29 protein-coding genes and 2 pseudogenes are annotated in these 26841 nt (G+C 46.6%); 4 read left to right on the top strand and 27 right to left on the bottom strand.

What is annotated here, in order from left to right; genetic code table 11:
* The first annotated feature begins 171 nt into the window (after positions 1–171).
* From mobA to mobC, 3 genes are read left to right on the top strand one after another with little or no spacing between them, the layout of a single operon-like run.
* Entirely contained in the window at positions 172–597 is a 426-nt protein-coding gene (mobA, locus tag HMPREF1535_RS22585; protein ID WP_005944180.1) for a conjugal transfer protein MobA, read from the top strand.
* Positions 576–1826, top strand: coding sequence for a conjugal transfer protein MobB (gene mobB, locus HMPREF1535_RS22580; RefSeq protein ID WP_046147701.1), 1251 nt, complete (start codon positions 576–578; stop codon positions 1824–1826). Before mobA ends, mobB begins: the two co-directional genes overlap by 22 nt.
* 32 nt (positions 1827–1858) lie before the next feature.
* Positions 1859–3868 carry a conjugal transfer protein MobC gene (gene mobC, locus HMPREF1535_RS22575; RefSeq protein ID WP_046147700.1) on the top strand — a complete coding sequence of 670 codons (2010 nt, stop codon included), beginning with the start codon at positions 1859–1861 and terminating at the stop codon, positions 3866–3868.
* Positions 3869–3929: 61 nt separating this feature from the next.
* Here the strand turns inward: mobC and HMPREF1535_RS22570 are convergent, their stop codons facing one another.
* The 11 genes and pseudogenes from HMPREF1535_RS22570 to HMPREF1535_RS22520 form a co-directional block, all read right to left on the bottom strand.
* Positions 3930–4382, bottom strand: coding sequence for a hypothetical protein (locus tag HMPREF1535_RS22570; RefSeq protein ID WP_046147868.1), 453 nt, complete (start codon positions 4380–4382; stop codon positions 3930–3932).
* Between the two features lie 118 nt (positions 4383–4500).
* Complete coding sequence (locus tag HMPREF1535_RS22565; RefSeq protein WP_046147699.1) at positions 4501–5118, bottom strand: RteC domain-containing protein; 618 nt, start codon at positions 5116–5118, stop codon at positions 4501–4503.
* Positions 5119–5359: 241 nt separating this feature from the next.
* Positions 5360–5782 (bottom strand): dihydrofolate reductase family protein, encoded by a 423-nt coding sequence (locus HMPREF1535_RS22560; protein ID WP_008151578.1) that lies wholly within the window; start codon positions 5780–5782, stop codon positions 5360–5362.
* 283 nt (positions 5783–6065) lie between these two features.
* A complete protein-coding gene (locus HMPREF1535_RS22555; RefSeq protein ID WP_046147698.1) occupies positions 6066–7388 on the bottom strand; it encodes a sigma-54-dependent transcriptional regulator in 1323 nt (440 codons plus the stop codon).
* A pseudogene (locus HMPREF1535_RS22550) lies at positions 7381–9690 on the bottom strand (hybrid sensor histidine kinase/response regulator). The gene HMPREF1535_RS22555 and the pseudogene HMPREF1535_RS22550 overlap by 8 nt, the downstream one beginning before the upstream one ends.
* 4 nt (positions 9691–9694) lie before the next feature.
* Complete coding sequence (locus HMPREF1535_RS22545) at positions 9695–11071, bottom strand: alpha/beta hydrolase (RefSeq protein ID WP_046147697.1); 1377 nt, start codon at positions 11069–11071, stop codon at positions 9695–9697.
* 12 nt (positions 11072–11083) lie between these two features.
* Positions 11084–11506 (bottom strand): META domain-containing protein, encoded by a 423-nt coding sequence (locus HMPREF1535_RS22540; protein ID WP_046147696.1) that lies wholly within the window; start codon positions 11504–11506, stop codon positions 11084–11086.
* Position 11507: 1 nt separating this feature from the next.
* On the bottom strand, positions 11508–11852 hold the full coding sequence (locus HMPREF1535_RS22535) for a DUF3795 domain-containing protein (protein ID WP_046147695.1): 345 nt from the start codon (positions 11850–11852) through the stop codon (positions 11508–11510).
* A gap of 2 nt (positions 11853–11854) precedes the next feature.
* A complete protein-coding gene (locus tag HMPREF1535_RS22530) occupies positions 11855–12271 on the bottom strand; it encodes a DUF3795 domain-containing protein (RefSeq protein ID WP_227102906.1) in 417 nt (138 codons plus the stop codon).
* A gap of 21 nt (positions 12272–12292) precedes the next feature.
* Complete coding sequence (locus HMPREF1535_RS22525; RefSeq protein ID WP_046147694.1) at positions 12293–13666, bottom strand: MATE family efflux transporter; 1374 nt, start codon at positions 13664–13666, stop codon at positions 12293–12295.
* Positions 13667–13778: 112 nt separating this feature from the next.
* Positions 13779–14948: a M56 family metallopeptidase gene (locus HMPREF1535_RS22520; RefSeq protein WP_244275700.1), complete on the bottom strand. Its 1170-nt coding sequence runs from the start codon at positions 14946–14948 to the stop codon at positions 13779–13781.
* Between the two features lie 28 nt (positions 14949–14976).
* Between HMPREF1535_RS22520 and HMPREF1535_RS26350 the strand changes: the two genes are divergently transcribed.
* Positions 14977–15159 (top strand): hypothetical protein, encoded by a 183-nt coding sequence (locus HMPREF1535_RS26350; protein WP_244275698.1) that lies wholly within the window; start codon positions 14977–14979, stop codon positions 15157–15159.
* Here the strand turns inward: HMPREF1535_RS26350 and HMPREF1535_RS22515 are convergent.
* From HMPREF1535_RS22515 to HMPREF1535_RS22445, 16 genes and pseudogenes are all read right to left on the bottom strand, one after another.
* Positions 15140–15505, bottom strand: coding sequence for a BlaI/MecI/CopY family transcriptional regulator (locus HMPREF1535_RS22515; protein ID WP_046147866.1), 366 nt, complete (start codon positions 15503–15505; stop codon positions 15140–15142). The two genes, HMPREF1535_RS26350 and HMPREF1535_RS22515, sit on opposite strands and share 20 nt — an antisense overlap.
* Before the next feature lie 165 nt (positions 15506–15670).
* Positions 15671–16036, bottom strand: coding sequence for a VOC family protein (locus HMPREF1535_RS22510; RefSeq protein ID WP_039848515.1), 366 nt, complete (start codon positions 16034–16036; stop codon positions 15671–15673).
* A gap of 93 nt (positions 16037–16129) precedes the next feature.
* Positions 16130–16936, bottom strand: a complete 807-nt coding sequence (locus HMPREF1535_RS22505; protein ID WP_046147692.1) for a 4Fe-4S dicluster domain-containing protein — start codon at positions 16934–16936, stop codon at positions 16130–16132.
* Positions 16933–17562 carry a hypothetical protein gene (locus tag HMPREF1535_RS22500; protein ID WP_046147691.1) on the bottom strand — a complete coding sequence of 210 codons (630 nt, stop codon included), beginning with the start codon at positions 17560–17562 and terminating at the stop codon, positions 16933–16935. The genes HMPREF1535_RS22505 and HMPREF1535_RS22500 overlap by 4 nt, the downstream gene beginning before the upstream one ends.
* Entirely contained in the window at positions 17559–18161 is a 603-nt protein-coding gene (locus HMPREF1535_RS22495; RefSeq protein WP_046147690.1) for a TetR/AcrR family transcriptional regulator, read from the bottom strand. Before HMPREF1535_RS22495 ends, HMPREF1535_RS22500 begins: the two co-directional genes overlap by 4 nt.
* Before the next feature lie 75 nt (positions 18162–18236).
* Entirely contained in the window at positions 18237–19043 is an 807-nt protein-coding gene (locus tag HMPREF1535_RS22490; RefSeq protein WP_046147689.1) for an AraC family transcriptional regulator, read from the bottom strand.
* 112 nt (positions 19044–19155) lie between these two features.
* Positions 19156–19836, bottom strand: a complete 681-nt coding sequence (locus HMPREF1535_RS22485) for a zinc ribbon domain-containing protein (protein ID WP_046147865.1) — start codon at positions 19834–19836, stop codon at positions 19156–19158.
* A gap of 31 nt (positions 19837–19867) precedes the next feature.
* The gene (locus tag HMPREF1535_RS22480; RefSeq protein ID WP_244275696.1) at positions 19868–20317 is read right to left on the bottom strand and encodes a DUF6194 family protein; all 450 of its coding nucleotides are present in this window, start codon (positions 20315–20317) and stop codon (positions 19868–19870) included.
* A 2-nt stretch (positions 20318–20319) separates the two neighbouring features.
* The gene (locus tag HMPREF1535_RS22475) at positions 20320–20925 is read right to left on the bottom strand and encodes a uracil-DNA glycosylase family protein (RefSeq protein ID WP_233524096.1); all 606 of its coding nucleotides are present in this window, start codon (positions 20923–20925) and stop codon (positions 20320–20322) included.
* Positions 20922–21674, bottom strand: a complete 753-nt coding sequence (locus tag HMPREF1535_RS22470) for an inositol monophosphatase family protein (protein WP_046147862.1) — start codon at positions 21672–21674, stop codon at positions 20922–20924. Before HMPREF1535_RS22470 ends, HMPREF1535_RS22475 begins: the two co-directional genes overlap by 4 nt.
* Positions 21675–21697: 23 nt before the next feature.
* On the bottom strand, positions 21698–21841 hold the full coding sequence (locus HMPREF1535_RS25555) for a VOC family protein (protein WP_233524098.1): 144 nt from the start codon (positions 21839–21841) through the stop codon (positions 21698–21700).
* On the bottom strand, positions 21838–22113 hold the full coding sequence (locus HMPREF1535_RS22465; RefSeq protein ID WP_046147861.1) for a zinc ribbon domain-containing protein: 276 nt from the start codon (positions 22111–22113) through the stop codon (positions 21838–21840). Before HMPREF1535_RS22465 ends, HMPREF1535_RS25555 begins: the two co-directional genes overlap by 4 nt.
* Positions 22114–22261: 148 nt before the next feature.
* Positions 22262–22876: a CatA-like O-acetyltransferase, family 2 gene (locus HMPREF1535_RS22460; protein WP_046147688.1), complete on the bottom strand. Its 615-nt coding sequence runs from the start codon at positions 22874–22876 to the stop codon at positions 22262–22264.
* A gap of 5 nt (positions 22877–22881) precedes the next feature.
* Entirely contained in the window at positions 22882–23517 is a 636-nt protein-coding gene (locus tag HMPREF1535_RS22455; RefSeq protein ID WP_046147687.1) for a CatB-related O-acetyltransferase, read from the bottom strand.
* Positions 23518–23539: 22 nt separating this feature from the next.
* On the bottom strand, positions 23540–23911 hold the full coding sequence (locus HMPREF1535_RS22450) for a BlaI/MecI/CopY family transcriptional regulator (RefSeq protein ID WP_046147860.1): 372 nt from the start codon (positions 23909–23911) through the stop codon (positions 23540–23542).
* A 183-nt stretch (positions 23912–24094) separates the two neighbouring features.
* A pseudogene (locus HMPREF1535_RS22445) lies at positions 24095–26746 on the bottom strand (helicase-related protein); the annotation flags it as partial.
* Positions 26747–26841 lie beyond the last annotated feature (95 nt).

Here is a 26841-nt window from a genome sequence, read left to right as displayed (position 1 = left end):
CATAGCAAGATGTCTTTTCAGCCGCTCAAAACGTTTTGAGCAGCCACGAAAAGCACTTGCCCTTGCAGGGGGCGGGCTTCCTCTCCGAAGTCGGGAAGCCTTTCAAACCTGCGGTGTCTGTGACCCCAAGCGGCGGCTTATGCCGTCCATCCGCTAAATCCAAAGTTTTATATGAAAGAGAAAAGAAACAAGACCGGGAGAAATCCCAAACTTGATCCGGCGGTGTTCCGTTACACCGTCCGTTTCAACGAGGAGGAACACAACCGTTTCCTCGCCATGTTCGAGAAGTCGGGCGTTTACGCCAAGTCGGTTTTCATCAAGGCGCACTTCTTCGGGCAGCCGTTCAGGGTGCTGAAAGTGGACAGGACGCTGGTGGATTACTACACCAGACTGTCCGATTTCCATGCGCAGTTCCGCGCGGTAGGCACGAACTACAACCAAGTCGTGAAGGAACTGAGGCTGCATTTTTCCGAGAAAAAGGCGATGGCGTTGCTCTACAAGCTGGAGCAGCAGACCGTCGAACTCGTGAAACTGAGCCGTCAGATTGTGGAATTGTCGAGAGAAATGGAGGCGAAATGGTCGCAAAAATCAGTGTAGGAAAGTCGCTGTACGGCGCGCTTGCCTACAACGGAGAAAAGATCAACGAGGCGAAAGGGCGTCTGCTCACCACCAACCGCATCTACAATGACGGCACGGGGACGGTGGACATCCGCAAGGCGATGGAGGGCTTTCTCGCCTGTATGCCGGAGCATACGAGGGTGGAGAAACCGGTACTCCATATCTCGCTCAACCCGCATCCCGACGACGTGCTGACCGATACGGAATTGCAGGACATCGCACGCGAGTATCTGGAGAAACTCGGCTACGGGAACCAGCCGTATCTTATTGTCAAGCACGAGGACATAGACCGCCACCACCTGCATATCGTGACAATCAATGTGGACGAGAAAGGCAGGCGGCTCAATCAGGATTTCCTTTTCCGCCGCAGCGACCGCATCCGTCGGGAATTGGAACGGAAGTACGGGCTGCACCCGGCGGAACGTAAGAATCAACGGATAGAGAACCCTCTGCGCAAGGTGGACGCTTCGGCGGGCGACGTGAAGAGGCAGGTCGGAAATACCGTCAAGGCTCTGGGTGGGCAGTACCGTTTCCAGACGATGGGCGAATACCGCGCCCTCCTTTCCTTATATAATATGACGGTGGAGGAAGCGCGGGGAAACGTGCGCGGACGCGAGTATCGCGGGCTGGTCTATTCCGTCACCGATGATGCCGGGAACAAGACGGGCAACCCGTTCAAGTCCTCGCTTTTCGGGAAGTCTGCAGGCTATGAAGCCGTGCAGAAGAAGTTTGCACGTTCCAAGCAGGAGATTAAGGACCGGAAACTCGCCGACATGACGAAACGCACCGTCCTTTCCGTGCTTGAAGGCACGTATGACAAGGAGAAGTTCGTTTCGCGGCTCAGGGAGAAAGGCATCGACACCGTGCTGCGCTACACGGAGGAAGGACGCATCTACGGAGCCACGTTCATCGACCACCGCACGGGCTGCGTGCTGAACGGCTCGCGCATGGGCAAGGAACTTTCCGCCAACGCCTTGCAGGAACACTTCACGCTGCCTTATGCCGGACTGCCGCCTATTCCGCTTTTCGTTCCGGTGGAAACAGGAGAGGATATGCGCGGACATACCGCATCCGACTACGGGAACACAGCGGGCGGTGTCGGTCTGCTCACTCCCGAAGGTCCGGCTGTGGATGCCGAGGAGGAAGCCTTTATCCGGGCGATGCAGCGCAAGAGGAAAAAGAAGAGGCGCAAGGGTTTGGGAATGTAACCGGAAGTATCAATATCAAAATTTTTCAATCTATGTCACAACAAGAAGACGATTTGAGGGCATTGGCGAAAATCATGGATTTTCTGCGTGCCGTGAGTATTATTTTAGTGGTCATGAACGTGTACTGGTTCTGCTATGAAGCCATACGGCTCTGGAGCGTGGACATCGGCGTGGTGGACAGAATCCTGATGAATTTCAACCGCACGGCGGGGTTGTTCCGTTCCATCCTCTACACGAAACTGTTTGCCGTCCTCCTGCTTGCCCTGTCCTGTCTGGGAACAAAGGGCGTCAAGGGAGAGAAAATCACTTGGGGAAGGATCTGGACGGTTCTTGCCGCAGGGTTCGTGCTGTTCTTCCTGAACTGGTGGATACTGGCATTGCCGTTGCCGGTGGAAGCGGTGACGGGGCTTTACGTGCTGACCGTCGGCACGGGCTATGTATGCCTGCTGATGGGCGGTCTGTGGATGAGCCGCCTGTTGAAGCACAACCTCATGGATGACGTGTTCAACAACGAGAACGAGAGCTTCATGCAGGAAACACGGCTCATCGAAAGCGAGTATTCGGTCAATCTTCCGACACGGTTTTACTACAAGAAGCGTTGGAACAACGGCTGGATTAACGTAGTGAATCCCTTCAGGGCTTCCATCGTATTGGGTACACCGGGCAGCGGAAAGTCATACGCGGTGGTAAACAGTTTTATCAAGCAGCAGATTGAGAAGGGCTTCTCGATGTATGTCTATGATTTCAAATTCAGCGACCTGTCCACGATTGCCTATAACCATCTGCTCAACCACCCGGAGGGCTACAAGGTGAAGCCGAAGTTTTACGTGATAAACTTCGACGACCCGCGACGCAGCCACCGTTGCAATCCCATTCACCCGGATTTCATGGAGGATATTACGGACGCTTACGAGAGCGCGTACACCATCATGCTCAATTTGAACAAGTCGTGGGTGCAAAAGCAGGGCGACTTCTTCGTGGAATCGCCCATCATTCTGTTTGCCAGTATTATATGGTATTTGAAAATCTATCAGAACGGCAAGTATTGCACGTTCCCCCATGCCATCGAGTTCCTGAACCGCCGTTACGAGGATATTTTCCCGATACTGACCTCTTATCCCGAACTGGAGAACTATCTCTCACCGTTCATGGATGCTTGGCTCGGAGGGGCTGCGGAGCAGTTAATGGGGCAGATCGCTTCAGCGAAAATCCCACTGTCACGCATGATTTCCCCGCAGCTCTATTGGGTAATGTCGGACAGCGAGTTCACGCTGGACATCAACAATCCCGAAGAGCCGAAAATTCTCTGCGTGGGCAACAATCCCGACCGTCAGAACATTTATGGTGCGGCTCTCGGTCTGTATAACTCCCGTATCGTGAAGCTCATCAACAAGAAAGGGATGTTGAAGTCGTCGGTCATCATCGACGAGCTTCCGACGATATATTTCAAGGGGCTGGACAACCTTATCGCCACCGCGCGAAGCAACAAGGTTGCCGTGTGTCTGGGCTTTCAGGATTTCAGCCAGTTGGTGCGTGACTATGGCGATAAAGAAGCCAAAGTCGTGATGAATACTGTCGGAAATATCTTCTCCGGTCAGGTGGTGGGCGAAACCGCCAAGACGCTATCCGAACGGTTCGGAAAGGTGTTGCAGAAGCGGCAGTCCATTTCCATCAACCGGCAGGACGTTTCCACCTCCATCAACACGCAGATGGACGCGCTTATCCCGCCGAGCAAGATTTCCGGGCTTACGCAGGGAATGTTTGTCGGTTCGGTGTCCGACAATTTCAACGAACGTATAGAACAGAAGATTTTCCACTGTGAGATTGTCGTGGATGCCGAGAAGGTCAAGCGCGAGGAGAAAGCCTACAAGCCGATACCCGTCATTACCGACTTCACGGACGAGGAGGGCAACGACTGCATGAAGGAAACGGTGCAGGCGAATTACAGGCGTATCAAGAAGGAGGTGAAACAGATTGTCGCCGACGAGCTGGAACGTATCGCGGGTGACGAAAATCTGAAACATCTGTTGCAGCAGAAATAGCCGGCAGGCGGCAACAAAAACGGGCGGGGCAAGTTTGATACCTTGTTCCGCCCGTTATTCTTTACCCTTCATTTTCCGGATTTTCCTCTTTCAGCAATTTGTTTATGGTCGTTATCGTATGGGTCTGAAAGTAGGTCTTCAGTTCCGCGTCATCTTTCAGGAGTATGCCGCATTCCTCATCGTAAGTTCCGATGATATATTTTTTAAGTTCGGAGAAACCTTCTGCAAACGGTATCTGTCTGTATTCATGCCAGTATTCGGTTACTGCTTCGGTGATAAACGCCTTCAACACGGATTTTCCCTCTTTGTCCAGTTTCTTGAAGCGTGTCGTTTCACGGCTCATGGGCAACGGTTCCGGCAGAATATCCTCCGGATTCTTGCCGCTACGCATGGCGGACATGCAACTCTTGCAGATATGTTGTGCGTGACCTTTGCCGCTGAACTTCTCGTTCGCCTTGTAGTCACCGCAGATACGGCAATAGTGTCCCTGCTGTTTCTTCTTCTTTTTCGCCATTTGATTATCAAATTTCTTTTCCGGTTGCAAATATCGGCATATTATTTCTATGGCTGTCAATAAACGGAAATAAAAGACGGGGAAATACATGATTATCCATGATTTACCCGTCCTTTAATTATCTTCTGGTTCGTTCCATTTCCTCGTCGCGGAGCATCCTCTCGTTCAGTTTCTCCTGCATCCTGTCAAGGAAATAGGTGCGGCTTTCGTTCTTCCGGCGTTTGATGTCGATATAGAAGCGGTAGCAGTCCTTTGATTCGACCCCGAAAATCTTGTAGAGAAGCGGGGCGAGCTGTTTGAGCGGCATGTTGCCGTTGTTGATACAGCCCATCTCGTTGATGCCGTAGATAAGTTCCACGAGGTCGATGGCGTTGCCCGTCCATTGCAGGGGTGAGGCGGGATTTTCGGTTGTGTTGTCGGAGGATGTACGGATGGGGATTAGTGGTGGCACTTGGGGAGCGGCAAGGAACTTCTGCATCTTCCTCACGAAAGAGAGTGCCTTGCTGATGTAGGCTGCAACCTCTCTCTTTTCTTCGGGAAGATTGCGCATGGGATGGTGCTGCAACTCGATTTCAATGTAAGCCAGCGCGATGATGGTGCGGTTGGTGTCCATGTTGCCGCTGCATAGCTCGATCACTTGCGTGGCGAAAGCCGTGTATGCCGTTTCCATATTGCAGTCCCCGGCTTCGTTTATACGACGGAAGAACTCGGTTTCCGCCAATAAGAAATAATTCATGTCCTGTCAATTTTGAAATTTTACACTCTGTTTTTTCGGTATGCGCACATGAATAAGATTGGCAAAAAGCGTGTCCAGAAAACAAAAAATCCGGCACGCTCTCTGCAAGGTGCTGGATTTCAGCGTGATAAAATATGATATTTTTTATCGGATGTGAATTATAACTTTCTTAAAATGTTTGTTATCAGTACATTGTTTTGATTAAGGAAGTCTAAAAATGTATGAAAGCGGAACATTCCGGTTATCTCGTGGCTTCCATCCGCGTGTAGATGCTGCGGCATACACCGTTGGGATAGCTTTTCTGCGAGGTTAATATCCATTGTGTTTCGGGCAGGACGGACTGGAAAAAGTGCCGCCCCGTTCCTGCGATGAATGGCACGGTATAGAGGATGATTTCATCCACCACACGCATACGCAGCAGCCCGTTGATATAGTCAGCCTTTTCAGGAGTGACTTCTGCCAGATAGCAGATTCTTGTATTATCCTTACGCCATTCGTCGAGCATAGAAATGGAATAGTCGGGTGTGATATGATAAAGGGCATGCTTCCTTATTTCGTTGATGCCACATTTGTCAAGGTGCAGTTCTTTATACGCCTTGCAATATAATTCGGAAATATGACACCCGTCCATAGATAGGACGGCAAGAATCTGAACTTTACCCATACATACTATTTTTCTTTTATTAAGCAAGGGTAAAAAAGTAGCGTGCAATCCACGCTATCACTAATGGAGGCTCTGGAATGCCCTTGACAGAAATAGGTGAATGCACGCTATGCGTAGGCATAGCATAAGCAATCACGCAATAGTTTCTGCCAATGTCCATTTTCCAGATTTCCATTAGAAACACCTTGCGGTCTTATGTTATATATTAGCGGCGAAAGGCTTTGCCAATCGCCGTTTATTCTCTAAAATCATGCAAAGATAGCTATTTTCAGCGAATTGCCGGCTATGGTTGCTGAAATTTATATTTCAATCCATATTCTTCCAGTTTACTGTACAGTGTTGTACGTCCTATTCCGAGCAATTCAGCGGCAACCTTGCGGTTCCCGTTTGCCTGCTTTAACGCACGTAAAATCCGTTCCTTATCCTCTGTGTCATTGCGCAGTGCGAAGCTGACAGGTGAGTTAGGTTTTGTTACGGCAAGTTCCAGATGTTCTTTCGTGACAAGTCCCGTTTGCGCCTGCAACACCGCACCCATGATTTTCTGCCGAAGCTCACGGACATTTCCCGGCCAAGCATGGGTCAGCAATGTCTTCCGAGCTTCCCCGTCAAAGCCGATAACATTACATTCCAGTTCATTGTTCGCAATCTCGCGGAAGAACTCCGCCAGCGGCATGATGTCCTCCTGACAGTCACGCAACGGCGGAACGGTTATCTCGAAATCGTGCAGACGGTACAGCAAGTCCTGACGAAAACGCTTCTCATTGACCGCCTTTTCCAGATTCTCGTTGGTAGCGGCAATGATACGGACATTAAAACTCTTATCCGCTCTGTCACCTATCGGGCGGTATCGCCGTTCTTGTATGGCACGCAGAAGCATCTGTTGGGTTTCCGGTGCGAGATTACCCACTTCGTCCAAAAACAGCGTACCACTTTCCGCCTCATGGAAATAACCTTTCTTGGCACTGTCCGCACCGGTGAACGCGCCTTTGACATGTCCGAAGAATGCCGACGGCGCAAGCTCTCTGGTGAGTGAACCGCAGTCCACAGCCACGAATGGCTTGCCGGAACGTTTGCTTTTATCATGCAGATGGTGGGCGATATGCTCCTTGCCCGTGCCGTTCTCTCCGAAGATCAGCACACTCATGTCGGTGGGGGCTACCAGCCTTATCCGGTGCATGATTTTCTGGAAGGCGGAACCGTCACGGGCAAACACGGGCATACGACTCCGCCCGATATTCCGTTCTTTCAGTATGCTGCGGAGTAGAGGCACGAGTTTATCCTCCACAAGTTGCTTGGGTATGTAGTCCAGCGAGCCGAGCTTCATGCTTTCAACCGCCGTATTCACTTCGGCATAGTCGGTCATGATGATGAACGGCTGCGTCATGCACTCCTTGCGCATCCAGCGCAACAGGTCGATGCCGTCACCGTCGGGCAGACGTAAGTCAGAAACTACTATATCATTGCCAGCGGCTTGTTGCAGAAGTTTCTTCGCTGTCGAGAGGTGGAAAGCCTGCACGGTACGGAATCCCTCACGTGCCAGCAGGTTGCAGACAAACTCGCAATACACGATGTTGTCCTCTATCACGATGATTCTTGTCTTATCCATTGTTGTATTTCTTCCTTTCTTCTTTTGCCAGCCGGATTATCTCCGAACCCTTATCCAGCACGGCTCTTACGGCATTGCCTATTGCTTTGTCGTCAGGTGTGCCATTGTGATGAATCAGTTTATAAAGTTCCCTCAACGGTCTGTCGGCACGGAGTATCTCCCAAGAGCTGCGCAGGTGGTGTGTTAGGGCGTCCAGTTCCGGAAGGTCTTTCCGTTGTTCCGCATACCTGAGCGACTGCATTTCCTTTTCGGTTTCCGTTATCAATTTCTCCAGCATGACGGCTTCATTGCCGTATGACAGCAGAGAGGTGAAATCCGGCTTTTCATTCTGTTTGCCTTTTATGGCGCACTTGTCAGAAATCTCCATCAGTTCCGATATGGAGAACGGTTTGAGCAGGCATCCGGCGAATCCACGTTCTATAAGCTCCTCCTTGCTGCAACTGCTCGAAGCGGTTGTCACGACCACCGGAATGGTCCTTGAATTTCCCACGTTGGAAGCACGCAACAATTCCAATAACTCAAAGCCGTTTATATCCGGCATGTTTAGATCCGTAAGCAACAGACTGTATTCCTTTTCCCTTATCATTTCCACCAGCTCCGCAGCATCGGTGCAGGTATCGCAGTGTACTCCTTCATGGGCATACATTTCTTTTAGCATCAGAAGCAGCACTTCGTCATTATCGATAGCAATTACCTCATGGAATGTACTGTTATGGTGAACTTGTGTTTTATTTATCTGTTCCGGCAGTTCCTCGGCTGTCTGCATGGGGATTTCCACCGTGAAACAGCTACCTTTGCCTTTATCGCTCTCCAGCCGGATTGTGCCGCCGAGCATTGTCACAATACGCTGAACAATGGAAAGACCTAATCCGAAGCCATCCTTTGCGGCAGCGTTTGATAGACGTTCAAACGCCCCGAATACACGTTGCTGTTCCTCTTCGGTCATGCCAGTACCCGTATCTTCAACGATAAGTTTCAGCATTCCGTCATCATAACCCATTGCCATAGAAACGCTACCATCCTCCGTGAATTTGATGGCGTTTGACAGCAGATTGTTTCCAATTTGCAGGATGCGTTCCTTATCGGTTAGTACAACAGCATCCGTGTGGTTCGTTACAATAAGAGCCAGCCCCTTGTTCATGGCGATTGGCATAAACTCCGTTTCGAGCGTGTGAATAATTGCAGAAATTCTGCACGGAGAAATGTTCGGCTGTTCCTTGCCATTGTCCAACCGAAAGAAACTCAAAAGCGTATTGAGCATTTCACGCATACGCTCAGAGGATTGTTGAATATTTTGGATATACATCCCGGTTTTATCCGTATTGCAGTCTTTCCGCATCAGTCCGGCATAACCCGTTATTGCCGTCAGTGGTGTACGTAATTCATGGGTGATGGTATGAACGGCTTTTTTACGAGAGGCAATAAGTGCCTCGTTTTGTTTGATAGACTGTTTCTGCTGTTCTATTAAATCCGCAGTTTCTCGTTTGTACCGTTTGATACGGGTGATATTTCGGTGGATGATTATGTAAGAGATTACCAATAACAACACAACGAATCCTGTCAAGCCACCTATCTGAATAAACGATTTTTCACGCATGGTGGCTATCTCGTCCTCTCTCTTTTGAAGGTCAGCTTGTATTTTTCCATCTATTTGGCGAATCAAACTTTGTAACTGGCGGTTAAGTTCGGCATTTCGTGCAGCAAGACTGTCGGCGTGTTCCGATAAACGGCGGCTTTGCGCTTGTTGTTCGGCTATCATATTCCGGTTAAGAGAATGGAGCATCGTGGTAGTCACGGTGGGCTTTGCTTCCTCCTTTTTACCGAAGATACCCAAGAAGCCCTTTCGCTTCGGCTTCTTGGGTTGTTCTTGCGTACTTTTATATACGATTTCAGGCACTTGACGGGCTATCCTTTCTTTGATGCTTTTCTGTTCATCAAGCATCTGTACAATTCGTCGCATTTGTTTTTCTTTATCCTCTAAAAGATAGCGTACACTGTCAATGCGTTCAGACGGGTAGATAGACGTGAAATAATAAAGCATACTATCCAAAGCCATACGCTGCAAATGATAATTTGCAATATCTTTATCTTCCCATTCCAATATTGTTTCTCCTAACAGAGAAAATCCTGTTAAGCGAAAGTTTAATTCATTAACATATCAGCGCAACTCATCAGTGGTTCGGTTCTCCTTCTCTAATACTTCAAGTTTTTTCCATTCATACTGATAGCAATATATAATCATTCCTATTAATATGAATATTAGAATATAGCCACATGATATTAACTTGCGGATTGAAATCATAAATTTAACGAGGTTTGAAGGAGATAAAATCAACAATGTCCTGAAGGACTTCAGGGGAGATTGTTTCCTCGATTGTACCGTATTCCTGTACCGTTCCTGTTTGAGCGTACTGGAAAAGGTGATTAAGTCCGGGATAAAGTTTCACGGTCGCTTTCGGGGCGAGTCGTTGCATTTGAGGCATATTCAGTTCCGGGCGAACTTGTATATCCTTTTCTCCGTATAATACGAATATCGGGCAATCCGTATCTGCAATGCTTTCCGTCGGTGAAAAACTGATATAGTAATTTAGCCAACGGTTAGTGTCAGAGGCGATCTTTGTCAGATTGGATTTTAATGATGTGTGAACTGGTGTATTCTCCCAATTTGCACATATAGCCTCAATATTGCCAACAGCCACACTATCACCCTTTGTTATTTTAAGCTCATACATCTTATGCAATGCTTCAACATAATCCGATACAATATTCGCCGGCATGTTGCCCTGTTCCAGCATTGTGACACTCTGGTCTATCAAAACCGAGTCACCTCGAACCGCCTGTGCGCCAATGGCAATAATGAAATTCGGATTTGAGAATAACCCCGGATTGTTATCAGCTCCCAACATGAACGCCACTGCCGCACCCTCACTATGCCCCAGTATTCCCACATTCTTGAATTTCATTTCTTTGCGCAGGTATTCCATTGCCGTTTTCGCATCCCGTGCAAAATCTTCAGTGGTGGCATTTTTACCGTCGCCTGTTGATTCTCCATATCCCCGGTCATCATATCGTAAAGTTGCAATGCCGTTTCGGGCAAGGTAATCTGCGATGACAGCAAACGGCTTATGTCCGTATAATTCTTCATCACGGTTTTGCAGTCCGCTACCGGTAATCATTACGATAACCGGAGTTGCCTCATTAAAACTCTCAGGCAACGCAAGTGTTCCTGCGAGAGTAACATCATCTGATAAGTTATTGAAACGAACCTCCTTTGTAGTGTATGGATATGGTGGCTTAGGCGTTTGAGGTCGCTTTAATTCCACAATACCCGGAGATAATTCAAGGTCGGTACTCATTGCGCCTTGTGTGCATTTTCCAATGAGTTTCCCATCTTGTTTGCGTCCGGTAAACGTCAATCCTATGCGGCTAACCGTTACATTTACAGAATCAGCCGAAATGAAATTCACTTCTCCGGCTATACCGTATGCTCCTTGATCCGGAGAATCAAGCGTAACTGACGGTTTGCCATCTTCGCCTGTCTTAAAATTGAACACAATCTTTAACTCCACTTGCGGAGTTATCTTCAACGTACCATGCCATGCTCCCGAAATATCATCATCGGAAGCCATGATATTTAGCACGGAACAGGTGGCTATAATAGCTGTGATTATCATTCTTTTCATTATATCAACCTGTTATTTTGTTAGTTCCATTAGTATATGACCCTTATCATCTTTCAACACCAATATGGAATCGTCCGTGATTTTGTATGATTTGATATTGGACAGAATAGATGCTACGCTCCTTTCCACTACCATGTCATCGCAAGCCAATTCGGTAAAGGAAATATCGGAGAATCTCAAGGCGTTTTTACTTTTTTCATAATTGCCTGAAATTGTATTGCAGTCGGTGGTGCAGGAGAACACTCCGGCGTTATCAAGCTGCAATATATACTCTGACTCCTTGTTTACTTGTGTAAGACCGTATGACGAAGTGGCAATGCAGTTGTATTTCTCAAGCCGCCATCTCCCATACAGAATGTTATCTGACGGGGAGTCGCACGAGCCAACCAATATGGCTAATGCAAGCATTATTACTGTAAAAGTGCTTATTCTCATATCATTTACGTTTTATCGTCTGGCATTTTCTCCTACTCATTTCCTCGGCATACGCTATTTCTCCATGTTCCCGTATATAGCTGATACAAGCCGGGCGGTCGGAGTTAAAGAGCAACGCGAACACTTTGCTTATAAAGTTGGAATAGATTTTACACTCCCTTACGTCACGCTCACACTCGGCACAGGTATGATAGCCTTTGCTTATGCAGCACTGGCGGATTTTACACCACGATGCTTTCTCGTAATTCTTGCATCCGGGGCATTTGCCGGACAAGAATTTGCGACACGCTCCACAATACAGCCCACAAGCGGCTATATTATCTTTACTTACTGTTATACTTTCCATATTCAATATTTTCTATCTGTATGTTTTTTGCCACAGCCATAACATACACCGTCATGAACCGATATGCACCCTCCGCAATCGGAGCAAGTCCAACGAACCTTTTCTCTTTGCAGGAATTGTTCAATACCATTTTCTCCGATAAAGGCGAGATTGCCCATAAGCGATTCTATCATCGGATAGGCGTTGACATACCAACATTCCTTATCGACAATCTCCCTGCACGGATATTGAGGACATCTGTCACAGAATCCGTCCGGCAGTGTTTTCCGTATTTCACAATTTACAATCTTGCACAGATTGGCGCAATACTCACCTTTGCGACCCTCATTCCGGCAACCGACACAAGGGCTGTCTTCTCGCAGTGCTTCGCTGCAAACCGCGCAGTTCAGCCCGCATGGAGCAATCATATTTTTATCCATAATCCAATTCTATTCAATTTGTTAAATTGCACCCGTCACAAAGCTTTTAGTCCGCTGCCTATATCTCAGATAAACTGAGACTGTCAAGATGCAGGCTATAAAATCAGCCATAGGAATACTTAGCCAGACTCCGTCAAGCCTCAAATCAAACATTTCAGGCAGCAGAAATATCAAGGGAATAAAAAATCCTATTTGGCGTATGAGCGACAAGACAATACTCGTTTTCGGCTTGCCAATAGACTGGAAAAAGTTTGTTATCATAGTCTGCATGGCCATAACCGGAAACATCAAGGCACAGATACGAAGACCTGCTACTGCAATGTCATTAAGTGCAGTTTCGTTTGAGAACAACTGTATAATCGGGCGAGCCCCCATTTCACACAGTAAAAACACGGAAAACATGAAAGCAAAAGCTATTGTCAACCCGGTGTTCATGGCTTTGTCAACCCGTTCTGTCTGACCGGCTCCGAAATTGTACCCTATGATGGGCTGCATACCGACAGCCAAACCGATAATTATCATTGAGAACAGCATATAGATTCGGCTGACTATGCCGTATGCCCCAATCGCAAAGTCGCCACCGTAAAATCCGAATCTGTTAATAAGGGCAATGCTTATGGATGCCGAGCAAAGATTCAATATAAACGGCGGTGTCCCCAGTTTCATGATTTCTCCGGATAGACGGAAGTTGCACCTGAAACGGCTTCGCTGAAAATGTATTTTATTTGATTTCGATGAGAAGTGCCTTACGACCCATACAAGTCCGACTACCTGCGATATGACTGTGGACATGGAGGCCCCCTTGATGCCAAACTCAAATACAAATATGAATATTGGTGTCAAAACCAGATTTAGCCCGACGGTCAGCAGAGTGGACTCCAATGATTTTTTTGGGAAACCGTTTCCGCGAAGCAAGTTATTAAGGCTTAAAAACAGAAATGTTATTGGATTGGCGCAGAGCAATATTCCAATATATTCCCGTGCATACGGAAGCGTGGCTTCACTTGCACCGAAAAAGTATAGTACAACACCCAGATTAAGATATGTAATCCATCCCGTCAGGATGCTGATTACGAAACCCAAAATCACCACGGTATGCAGAATATCGGCTGCCTGTTCATATTGCCTGCGTCCCAGACAGATGGAGGTCAGCGTGGTCCCGCCGATCCCGACAAGCGTATTGAAAGCAATCAGGCAATTCATCATGGGGAAAGTGACTGCAAGCCCGGAAATAGCCAGTGTACCGACACCATTTCCGATGAATATACTGTCAATAAGATTATACAGTGATACGGCTGCCAGATTGATTATGGCCGGTATGGAATACTGAAGCACCAACTTACCTATTGGAGCTGCTTGGAACTGGCGGTATTTCTCTTGTGATATGTCTTGCATTGTCCGGATTGACTCTTTCATTATTAATGATACAGGGTATGCCGTACTGTAAGATACGGCATACTCCAAGTATCAGATAAGATATTTGTACTATTGGTATTTCTTCCTGTTTTTATTCGCCGTTTGATGACCAATACTGGTTGCAGATATAATAGTTAAACTCCAGTGTGTAGCTTGATTCAGACGGCAGCCCGCTATTTAGTCCGGGGTGGAATTTGGGAAGCATACGCGCCACGCGCAGAGCCTCGGCATCAAGTGTCTTGCCTGAGCTTTTAACGATTCGGGCATCCTTTACAACTCCGTCTTTGGCGATGGTAAGCTGCACGACGGCATCCATGTTAAGAACACCGTCTTTGTATGCAGTTTCAGGGAAGGAGATGTTTTTATTGATAAAGGCTCTCAGTTTGTCCTTACCGCCGGGGAAGTTGGGGGCGGTTTCTGTCCTGATGAACGGCACGGCATCGACCGCATCCGCTTTCTCCGTGACCACCACATCGGAATTTCTTTCTGTCACTCGAATGGTGGAGTCAGATTTTTCGCTAATTTTGTAGCGCAGATCCTCCACCGGCGTAGCGGCAGATACCTCGTTGATTACTGCTGACACCGCAGGGGTGGCCAGACCGATTAACGCGAGTGCCATCGCAGGCACCATGACAAAGGCACGCACACGGGCTTTGCCTGTCGGTTTGCTTGATAACATCATAGTTATACGTTTTTTAAGTGAACTGTGATTAAGGCAGTTGGAAAGAGTTGCGAACCTTGCTCCAACTGTCTTTTTTATTAGAAATATCTGATACTCCTCTCGTTTTACGCCCGATGCAAGCACACGGCTGTCGGCTTCATACTCATGGAGGGTATGAAGCTCATTGCGCAGAAGCCATATAGCGGGACAATACCAAGTGATAATAATCGCAGCCTGCATAAAAAGCAAGTCAATCCAATGGCGGCACTTGATATGCGCTTTTTCATGGCATACTATCATCTGCCCGAACTCGTACCAGTCACGTCTTGGCATCATGATATATCCGCACCATGCAAACGGGGCGACGCTGTTATGGCGATGAAGTATAATGCGACAGTCATCCTGTTTTACATGCTCACCTTTGAGAATGAATAGTGCCAGCCGTACCAGTGAAACGAGGAAATAGAGAATCATGACAATAACCCCTATAAGGTAAAGTGTGACTATATAATCCCATATCGGAGTGATTTGCTCTGATACCGTATTGGCTATATAGGTAACCTCTACCGGATTAAAAGCGATTTCAATATTATTCTCCATAATATCCGCTACCCAAAAGGGATTAAGTATGAAGATGGGAGCAACGAAAGCAAGCGTTATACAGGACAACAACAATATCCTGTTGAACCGGAAACAGCCGGTATTGGCAAGAACGCATTTGTACACCGCCCAGACTACAATCAGGAGGGTGCTTGCTAATAATGAATATGCCAAGAATATACCAGCCATTGTTATTCCTTTCCTCTGTTAGATATTTGTAATATTATTTCCTTAGCCTCTTCATCGCTATATTCCTCGCTTTTAATCAGGAAGTTCACAACATTCTGAATAGAATTGTCGAAATACCGCCTTATGACGCTCTTCAGATTTTGTCCGCAATAATCTCCACGCTCTATTATTGGAAAATATATGAAGCCTGTGCTTTCAACCTTGTGGTCGAGATAGCCTTTCTGTTCAAGAAATTTCACGAATGTGGCTACCGTAGTCCGGCTCGGCTTCGGCTCATCGTGAAGCGCAACTACATCTCGAACCGAGAGCGCTCCGCTTTCCCAAAAGAAGTTCATCACTTCTTCTTCTCTTTCTGTTAATGGCTTCATATCTTTCATTTGCATCTGGTCTAATCAGATTAGACGATTTGGTAACACAAAAGTAGTCTAAATTATTTAGACAACAAAATAATCGGGCAGAAAAAATTGATTATAGATACGGATAGTGGAGAAAACCGGGTGGTTCTCTCCACTGTAACCTACGTTTTCGGCTCTTTACTTGTCGCCATAAAGTCCTATGCGGTTGCCGACAGGATCGGCGATGATGGCGAAGTAACCCCAACCGTCAACCTGAATTTTGGTTTTGGGAGTTACGATCGTCGCGCCGTTATCCAACGCAGTTTTCACGCTGGCATCCAAATCTTTTGTCTGGAGATACACCAACACGCCTCCGTTAGAGGGTGCGAAACCGGGAAACGAGGGGGCCGAGGAGATTGAGCAAACACTCTTGCCGTCTTTCATAAGACAGGCCATTTTCTCGTCGCCGAACTGCGACACTTCCAGCTTTTCGCCGAAGAGTGCCTGATAGAACGCCACCGACTTGTCGAAGTCATTGGTGGGGATTTCAAAAAATGCAATCATACTTTTTATTATTTGATTAGTACGCTGCAAAGTTACAGCGACATGATAGCCTATGATAGTAAAAAGCGGACATTCTCTTATGGCAGATATGTACTAATGCTGATTATCTTCAGCATTATAACTATTCTGTAATTTGTCACTGAACGATTCTCTGATAGCTATTCTCAATCCATTCAAGAACGATTCATGGATATATATTGAAAAAGTCGGACAGTTGTCAGCACATAATCTGCACTGGATACAATTTATCTCATCAATCGGCAAAACCGTATCTTTTAATGCGAATATGTGCATGGGACAAATCTTGATACATTTTCCGCAATTAATACAGGTAGAAGTATTGAGAAATACCACCTTATTACCGGCTACTATATCTGAATCTTTACGGCGTATCGGTACGCCATCCGAATAACCTTCAACCGGATTCTTATGGGCATGAGCCAACGGATGTAATTTCCATCGAAGCCTTTCCACAAACAGCCGTGCCTTGAACATATCCCGCTCATCCGGTCTGGCTTTATTGTAGCCGTCCATAAGAACCCACGGCCCGGTGCGATCAAATCCACGGCAAGAAAACTCTCCGGCTATAATTCCACCTTTTGCCTCGACGATTTTTCTGAGTGGCTGATGATATGCTCCCAAGAAAGGTCTGCAACGGGTGGAGAATATGAATACATTTTTACCTTTAAGATTTTGACTTGAAACAAATCGTTGAAGTCGTATATCGTGAGCGGCAAAGTTTATAGCGGAGCCAAAGCCGATAAGGTCATAATCCGACAGATCGATTGACGGATTGCTGTCGATACATACCAATTCGGCAGCAAGGGCATCCGCCATGCTTTGTGCAATTTTTAGCGTGTTGCCTCTGTATGAGGAACGATAGAATATTATTGCTTTCATTTTGCGACTGATATTTTCGTTTCCGAGGTTCCGGGACCACCGTTTACGCCTTTATACCCCGCAAACATCAGGGTGTTCGTGTCAAAGTAATAGTCACAGCTCCAGAAAGCCGACATAAATCCGGTAAGACTGACTTCTATCCTTACGGAGTTCTTCCCGTCGAACTTCTCAGATCCTTTATTGGTTGCCGACATGGTATATAGTTTCATGTTGTCAGGGCGAAAACACTCATATTCAACAGACTCGCCATTTTTTAGGGTCAGCCCCGCATTATAGGCAATGTTCTGATACCACGGCTTGCCTTTACTCTTCACTGTCTTTGAAATATGTTTCCCATTGAACTTGCCGGATATAGAGTATATACCATTATTCAACCTGATTGATAGATTGGTTTTTGAAGAAGTATTCACTATCTTCCAACTCTCGGTTTTATAACCGTTTCCTAAGATATACTCATGCTTCTCACCACCTTGTACCGTATGTAGGTATATCTTTCCATCCTTGTGTTCCTCTGTCCATTTGATAGCGGTTTTCGTCTTGCCGCAGGTGGAAATATAGTTTCTTTCCTGCGCCATTGCAAAAGCTGTAAGGAACAGCGTAAGTGCTATTGTAATGATATGTTTCATAGACAGTTGTTGTCAAAGATAAAATCCACATATTTGGAAATCATAGCTTCCATTCTTTCCCATGCTTCCGGTTTGCTGAAATCTATGCCATTGATTTTGTGATATTGCCTTGTGAAAAGAACTATGTAGTTGATTGCGGATATGATTATGGCAATAGACATATTGTTATCGCCGCCTTTATCCAAAAACTTATTCAGTTCCTCCTGCAATTTATGACCGATACGCTCACGTTCTTCGATGATACCCTTGAAAGAAGAATGACCTGAAAGTTCCCACACAAGAAGTTCTTGCATGAGAACATTATCTTTTAGATAGCTAAGCTGACACATAAGCACATCCTTAACAATCTGCTTTATGTTCCCGTCTTTAGCTCGTTTGATGGTATCAATAAACTCCGAATAGGCAAACGAATAATAGTCATGACGTTTTGCCCATTCCACGAGCAGCCCATCCAGTCCACCGAAATAGCGATAAATCAAAACCTTATCGCAGCCGGCTTGATTGGCGATGCGATTAACTCCGATTTTGGTAAAACCGTCGTTCTCTATGATATGGCTCACGGCTTCAAGAAGCCTCTTTTCTGTTTCTTTCAATTCCATTTTATATAATGTCACTAACCGGTGACAAAATTATAAAAATAATCGGTGACAACCAAATGCAGGGCTGTATAACCGCTATTTTCCGAATGTAAAATAGTCGGAAACAGGATAGTATTGAGCGAGATACTCTTTCGGTGTGAAGCCAGAGAATAGCTTGAATTCTTTAATCATGTGGGATTGGTCGGTGTACCCACACTCGTATGACAGTTGGGCAAAACCTATTCCCGAATTATGCTGCAAGACTGATAAGGTACGTTGCAACCTGACTATGCGCATAAAATCTTTGGGTGTCGTTCCTATGTTTTCCGAGAAAATCCGGGAGAATTGTTTCTCACTCAAACACGCAATATCCGAAAGTGTCTTGATATTTGTTTGAGAGGACTTGTTGATATGGTGTATCACTTCTGCCAATCGTGGCAGATGATAATTTGTCCCATACAATAGACACTTGTAGAAATAATCTTCTATAAGTGCAATGCTGGTATCGTGATTTTCGCTGTCTTCAACTCTACGCGCCAGATCGCGCAAGGCGGGATTTTCAATGTCTGCAACCGCCACATTCCTGTCATGCAGTAAAGAGACCGGCATACGGAAGAATATTTTTGCCGCATGAGGTTGGAATACCACCACTATCATTTCAATGTCACCGGTTGAAGTCACATCTGAATAACGGCTTTCCTGACCGCAAATAAAACTCTGCGGCTGTAATTCATCACGGTTCGTGACTTTCAGCCTTTCGCCACGATGGAACACAAGCGACATACAGCCAGTCGGCAAAGTGCGTTGCGACACTATGCCGGATGTCTTATCCTGCAATATCCAATAATACCGTATGAACGGTTTTAAGGCAGGCGTAGGCTGTATGATTCTGAATGTCTGCATCCCGCAAAATTACACCATCAAGATTTCCGACGATAGTAAAAAACGGACATTTGCGCATTACATTTCACTCTATCTGCCGACTGTTTGAGTCACTTTCGCATCATTGATGTGTTTATATTGTAATATGAGCAAACTCACGGTTTATCCAGAGGGTAGCCTCATTTCCGATAAAACGGATAAGCACGTAGTTCGGATCTGCCGGGCCATCGGGGAAGTAATTTATAAAATATTCCTGCCACATCCGTTTGCGGGTTTCTTCATCCGTAATGATTTCGACCGTGCCGCGCAATGCAACACTATCGCCATAAAACGAGTAAGAAAGTCCGGCTTTAGGATTGAGCCTGAAATCGGCAACCTTTTCGGAGTTTGCTGCTGTCACTATCCAAACTTCATTATATCCGATTGAATGAATTTTATCCAATGGCACCGGGCGAGGGAAACCGTCCGCATTGACCGATGCCAACGTAACCTCTTTGCACTGCGAAAGCAGGTGTGTGGCTTTTTCAATCAAACTTCTTTCATCTTTCTCTTTCCAGCGTTTGAGTGTTGGGAAGATTTGTTGCATTTGAGCCTTTGCCTGTTGGGGCGTAAGATTCCAACCCGTTTCCTTGTTAATCTGGTCAGTAAACTGAGTGCAGAACTCTATCATCTGGCTCATGTTGAAATCTTGGAGGAAAGCACCTTCTTTGTAGCAGTAGCCACAATAGTCCTCGCTTTTGCTTCCGTCTGAATTTGTGCCGATATTACCCTCAACGAGAGGCATACCGCAGCTTTGACAAAATTTTTGTTCCATATGTTCTATCATTATTTTCAAATAATCAATGTCATCTTTTTTTAAATTTCTCTTTTGCGTATTCGTAGGATTCAAGGATGTAAGGCTTTAATAATTCAAATGTCGCTTCAGATGGGGTTAAAGCGCAAATCCAGCCCATCCACGCATAAACCGGATGCGGTATAATAACATCCTTTGTGGTAAATTCATACGGCATATCAACAATGCCGCCTTTACATGGGCGTTTGGGCAATTCTCCGAATAACATGCGGAAAGTCTGTTTTCTGACTCCTATATTTATTCGCCACGCATCCTCACGGTCAAGGTGGGAAGCTCGGTCATTGTCGCCATCCTTTTCTTTTACCGTCAAGACATAAACACCACGTTTCAACACCCCACCCAGATTGTAGAAAATCCCACGCTCGCCCCAACTGTTTATTTCGACTGTCCCGTCAAGGTTGTCAAGGCAATACTTCAAAATATCGTCAGGTGTAATGGTCATATTTAATCAGAATCTTTAATTAACCTATACATCGTTTCTATGTCCTCCGATGCCATCTCGAATTTTGACTTTTCAATCAGAATGTTCTGACCGGTCATGATGTATGAAGGTATAATGCGTATTCCTTTATAGAAAATCTCAGTATTCCGTAGCTTGTAAGTAGAAATACTTGGAACGGCGTTTTTCTTTGTCGCCTTCTTGCTGATCATATTAAAGGCTTTCTTTGCCACATCCCCCATAAGCATGATAACTTTGACGTTGGGAAATAAAGCAAGTTCTTTTTCCAGATAGGACAGACTGTCCTCTATGCTCTCCTTTGAAACAGCATATTCGGTTTTAGGTGTTTTGACCGCATTGGTAATGTAAATTCCTCGATTCAAAATATCCTGTACCGAACCTACATCTATCCCTGCTTTTCTGAACAACGGAATTGTTGTTGACATATACGCGGAATCTGGCTTCCCATAGAAATCCTCCTCCGGACTTGACGGGACAACCTCATTTATCATGATTGCCTGTATTGTTTCCGGTGCGACATCCACGTTGTTAAACCGCATATCCGCTTCGCCTGCAGAGAACTGTTGTAATTCTTTCTGTATATTCATCATAATAGTTTGAGCAATTCTTCGTGGACTTGTCCGTTTGTTCCGGCTACCTGACTTCCTTGAGCCGGGTCAAGTGCGTTGCCGTTCCAATCGGTCACTATTCCTCCGGCCTCTTGTACCAGAAGCATACCGGCAGCATAATCCCAAGGGTTCAGATATACCTCGAAATACCCGCCTTGTCTGCCACACGCGGTATATGCCAGTTCCAAGGCTGCGGAACCAAGCCGTCGGACATCTTGTGAGTTTTCATAGACTTTGAGAAATCGGGCAAAATTTTCTTTCGCCAACTCTCTTTTAGCAGTGCCGATACCGATTATGGTTTCCGAGAGTTTATGGGCAGAGGAAACGTGTATGGGCTTGCCGTTCAAGAAACTGCCTCCGCCTTTGACGGCTGAGAAAATTTCATCGTGAAACGGGTCATATATAATGCCCATGACAATCTCCTTCTGGCGACAAAGAGCCAGCGAGACCACGCTGTGCTGATAGTCGTGCATGAGGTTAGTAGTGCCGTCAACGGGATCGAGAATCCAATAGCTGTCTGTATCCATTCGCTGCAAGCCGGTTTCCTCTCCGAGAAACTGGATGTCCGGCGCAAGTGTATATAGTGCCTTTTTCAAAAAGTCCTGTACAGCCACGTCAACTTGCGTAACGTAATCGGCAACTCCTTTTTCTTTCACATGGGCTGCCATTTCCCTGTTTGTGATGATTCCCTTAGTCTCTTTGACCAAGCTGATTATATGTTGTATATCCATGATTATAATATATGGGGGGTAATTTAATACTGCTGCATAGCCAAACCGCAAGAGAACAAAATATTTCGGACATAATCCTGACAGACTTCCGACCCGAATATGTTTTCGTAAAAATTTCGGGCTTTGTTTATGTCTGACACGGATAAAACTGTACAACAAAATCTCATAGACTATTTTTCCAGCGTTTGAGGGTTGGATAAAATTGTCGCATCATCTCTTTCGCCTGTTCTACGGTCATATTTTCCCCGGACCATTTGTTTATCTCATCGGTGAATTGGGCGCAGTGCTCAATCATTTGCTCCATCGTCATGTCCTGCGTGAACTGACCATCCATGTAACAATAGTTGCAGTAATCATCATTACGGCTACCATCGGCATTTATTCCTTTGTAGTCATCAGTCAGCGGCATACCGCAGCTTTGACAAAATTTCTGTTCCATATTCATATTTCTTTTTTGTTCAATCAAATCTTTGTTTTTCACGTTAGACAAAGACGCTTCTCAAAACAATGCTGTACTGTTTATAATTTCAATAATTGTTCAATGTTGCCGGATTGTATATAAGGTACACTTCTTACGGTGGATTTTTCTACAACTTGTCGATTTCTTTTTGGAGCAAATCAAGGAAGCGGGCAGCGTGTGCGCCATCCATCTGAGTGTGGTGAAATTGGAATGATACCGTGAGGGTTGTTTTGAACCAGCCTTTGCTGTATCGTCCCCAAATCATAAAGGGATTATTGAATATTCCGCTATACATTCCGACTGCACCGTCGATGTCGTACTGAGCCAATGCCGATGTGCCGATTACCATGCTGTCCGTGAGGTCGTGATTCTCGCAGGTTTTGGCAACTTGTCGTGTAAGCCGAATATAATCGGCATTGAAGATTGATAAATCGTCGGAGAAAGGGATGTCGCAGGAACTTACCTCACCTTTACTGTTGGCAACAATGGTATTGACAGCAATAGTGTCATACTCAATAAGTTTGTCTCCGATAGGAAGCATGAAGAACTCTTTGACCTGACTTGCTGCTTTACCGATGCACCAGCACATCAGCATATTGAATTTCATGCCTTTCTTCTTGCTGACTTTCATGAGCCGTGATACATCAAACGTCTTGAAGAATGTAACCATCGGCATGGGGGCTTTCATCCACATGTCAAATGCGTAAGCACGAGTTGTGTTTTTGGGATTTACTTCTCTCATGGCATTTATATAGAATGACTGTCTAATGAATCTATATCCCCGGCTTGAATAGCACTGATGGATTTATTGATTTTATCGGTATCCCAGTTCCACCATTGGAGTTTCTGCAAACGGGTGATGATATCGGGGGAGAAACGTTTGCGTATCTCTTTCGCCGGAATGCCGCCTACTATTGAATATGGCTCGACATCCTTTGTTACAACTGCCCGTGTACCGATTATTGCGCCGTCGCCGATAGTCACCCCAGCCATGATTACTGCGTCATAACCTATCCACACATCATTACCAATCACGATGTCTCCTTTATTGTCCCATGCAGAAGCGACATCAGATTTCGGTAAGCCCCATTCCTCAAAGAAAAGCGGGAACGTGTATGTAGAAAACGATTTCAGTGTATGGTTGGCGCAATTGAATATAAACTTTGCTCCGCAAGCTATTGAGCAGAACTTTCCGATAATCAGACGATCCTGATTTATAGGATAATGATACAACACGTTATTCTTCTCAAAGTCACGAGGGTCATTCACAAAATCATTGTAAATGGTAAAATCTCCGACTTCAATATTCTGGCGCGTTATGACTGATTTAAGATAGACAGTCTGATTATCTCCGGAACGAGGATATATCTTTGTTAGGTTCATATCTAAAACTCTTTAAGCCGTTCTATTCTTGATGATTGCCTTCGATTACCTGATTTATCAAATCCCGGACTTCATCATCCGACATTTTTCTGTCCCTTACAAGAGTGCTTATCACTCCCCGAATGGAATTATTAAAATATCGCTGTACCACATTCATCAGATTGTTGCCACAATACTCATCTCTTTCTATAAGGGGATAATAGATGAATCCGTTGTTTCCTGCCGGTTTATGACCTAAAAAGCCCTTCTCAATAAGAAATTTCACGAATGTAGATATGGCGGTTCTGCTTGGACGAGGTTCGGGATAAGTGGCGATAATCTCCTTGACGGTAGCTTCACCCTTCTCCCAAAACTTGTTCATCACTTCTTCTTCACGCTTGGTAAGTTGTTCCATCATTAAATGAAATTTAGTATATGCAAAGTTAGTCTAAATAAATTAGTCAAGCAAGCAAATACGGCTATTTTTATGATTTATAAGCAAACGTGATTATTACGACAATGAAATTTGTAGATTAATGAATGAAAAATGAAGCAAGAGGATGATATTAGATAATTCCCCCTCTTGCTTCATTATTATTTACATTTTTATCCCTTTCGGACGGTTTTCATCCTTGAATTGAAACCCCGGCCGCCCGATAATAATATGGTCGGCAATGAAATTGCCAGACGGACTTCGTTCATCCACCGAGTTGCGTATCTGCGGTGCATCTTCGGTGGGTTGTGGTGGCACGTTCCGTACACCTCCCACATCCGACTTGATTTCCTGTCCATCTTTTTCTTTTTCGGCGACTTCGGGCGTGGGCGGCGCAAGCTCCAACTGTATCTTGCGGTCAAGTGCGGCAAGTTCTGACTTCAACTGTTTCAGTTCGTCCTCTTTCTTCCACACCTTACCCGCTATCTCCTGCAACTGCGGAACCTCCTTTTCCAGCACCTCGTTCTTTCCCTTATACTGGTCGATTATGGACGGAATCCTCTCCAATGCGTTCAGGAAGTTGCGTGCGGCGGCTAACGGGTCAGCCATCGCCAGATGCCCGTTGTTGTAGGTGTACTTGTAGTTACCTTCCACCACGAAGCGGTTGTCGGTAAACTCCAGTCCATCTTTGAGCATCCTCTCGCTGACCACCTTTATCGGAAAACCATATAGTTCCCCAATAGGCTTGTACTGCCCGCCCGTCGCAGCGTTCTTGGCGATTTCTTGCAAACGCCTTCCAATAACTTTTTCGTCGGTTGAATCCACACCGTCCACTTTGACAAGATTAAGGCGGCTGCCTTCCTTATCAGTCTGCACAACGGAAAGAAAACGGTTCCAGTCTTCCGTCATGGCTTCGATGAAAGCCGTGTTGTTACGCAGTTCTCCCGTCTTGGATTCCAACTTGAACTCCGAATCGCGCCTACCCTTGTTGAACGACTTGCGTTCCCCTTCGAGCGAGGCGATACGCTTCTCTAATTTCGCCTTGTCCAAAAGGTCGGTGTTGCCGGAGAGCAACGCCATGTACTCCGAGAAGTTCATGCCCGATTTCTCGTCCATAGCCCCCTCGTCGATGGTACGCGCGCCCATCGCCCCGCTCTTGAGCTGCGAGATGAACGTCTGCTTGCAGTGCAGCAGGTTGAACTTGTAGCTGTCCAGCGACTTTTCCACCGCATAGATGATGACATCCACGTTGTTCCCGGCAAAATGCTTGGCAATCTCGTTGCCTGCTCTAACTCCCCGTCCGTCACGCTGTTGCAGGTCGGACGGTCGCCAAGGCGTATCCAAATGATGGATGGCGACACACCTTTTTTGCGCATTCACACCCGTTCCGAGCATGGAGGTGGAACCGAACAACACACGCACCGTTCCGGCGTTCATGGCGTCTATCACCGCCTTGCGAGCCTTGTCGGTCTTACACTCCTGAATGAAGCGCACCTCGCTTGCCGGTATGCCGTAGTCCTCCGTCAGCTTCCGCTTTATCTCGCTGTACACGTTCCATCCGTCGCCCGACTGGTACGTTCCCAGATCCGAGAACACGAACTGCGTGCCTTTCTGCGCGTCGTATTTGTGGTAATACTCCGCAATCGTCTTGGCGCAGTGCGAAGCCTTGTTGTCGGGGTGGTCTTCATAATGCGGGTCTATCATGCGCATATCGAGAGCCATCTTCCGTGCGTAGTCGGTGGCGATAAGCATCTTAGCCTTTTCCTCCGTTTCCGACAGGGGCGGTCTGCCCAGCAGCGTGGCGTCGCCCGTCTTGGCGAACTGCATCAGCTTTTGGATGAAGTCCTCCTGCTCCGGCGTGGGCGGTATGTGGTGCAGTATCTCGTTCTTGTGCGGACGATCCACACCCACATCCTCCGCCGTGCGGTAGTCGGTAATCTCGTTGTAGAAGGCAGCAAGCTCCGGCACTTTGATGAAGTAGCGGAAACGCTCTTTCTGCACCACGTTGTTCGTCACGTTGAACTCGAAGTCGGTCGTCTTCTTGGCGAAAATAGCCGCCCAAGCGTCAAAGCAGCGGATGTCCTGCCGTTCCAGCTCTTTCGGACGCAGGTACTTGAAAAGCAGGTACAACTCCGTCAGCGAGTTGCTGATGGTCGTGCCGGATAGGAACGTAGCCCCCAAGTCCTTGCCCGTGCGCTCCTGTATGGTACGTATGGCAAAGAGCATGTTCAGGGCTTTCTGGCTTCCTTCCGAGTTGCCCAAACCCGCCACACGGTCGTGCCGCGTGTTGAAAGTCAAGTTCTTGAATTGATGGCTCTCGTCAATGAAGATATGGTCGATGCCCATCTGCTTGAAGTCCACCACATCATCCGTGCGCGATTGGATGGCGTGTTCCACCTTCTCCAACTTCGCTTCAAGGTTGTGCTTGCGCTTTTCCAGCCCTTTCAGCATCGCCCTCGACACGTTCTTGCCCTGCTGCCGCAGGACTTCGAGGTTTTCCTCCACCGTGTCAAGCTCCGCTTGCAGGATGCGCTGCTGCAACTCCGGCGACTGCGGAATCTTGCCGAACTGGTCGTGCGACATGATGACGCAATCGTAGTCGTTGTTCTTGATGTTGTTGAAGAAACGCACGCGGTTGGCGGTCGAGAAGTCCTTCTCCGAGGCGTAGAGAATCCGTGCGTTCGGGTATGCCGCCTGATAGGTGGCGGCAATCTCCGCGACATTGGCTTTCAATCCGATAATCATCGGCTTGTGTGCCAAGTTCAGACGCTTCATCTCATGCGCTGCAATGCACATTATCAGCGTTTTACCGGTTCCACAGGCTAAGCGCAAAGCGCCTTGCCGTCCTTTCGGACGGTAGGTTTCTAAACGCTCGCCACCGAACCGTACGTACACGTCTCCATGTATACGGC

This window comes from Parabacteroides goldsteinii DSM 19448 = WAL 12034 (assembly GCF_000969835.1).
Lineage (GTDB): Bacteria > Bacteroidota > Bacteroidia > Bacteroidales > Tannerellaceae > Parabacteroides > Parabacteroides goldsteinii.
The sequence above is the reverse complement of the archived record's forward strand: the minus strand, read 5'-3'. Positions and strand labels throughout refer to the sequence as shown.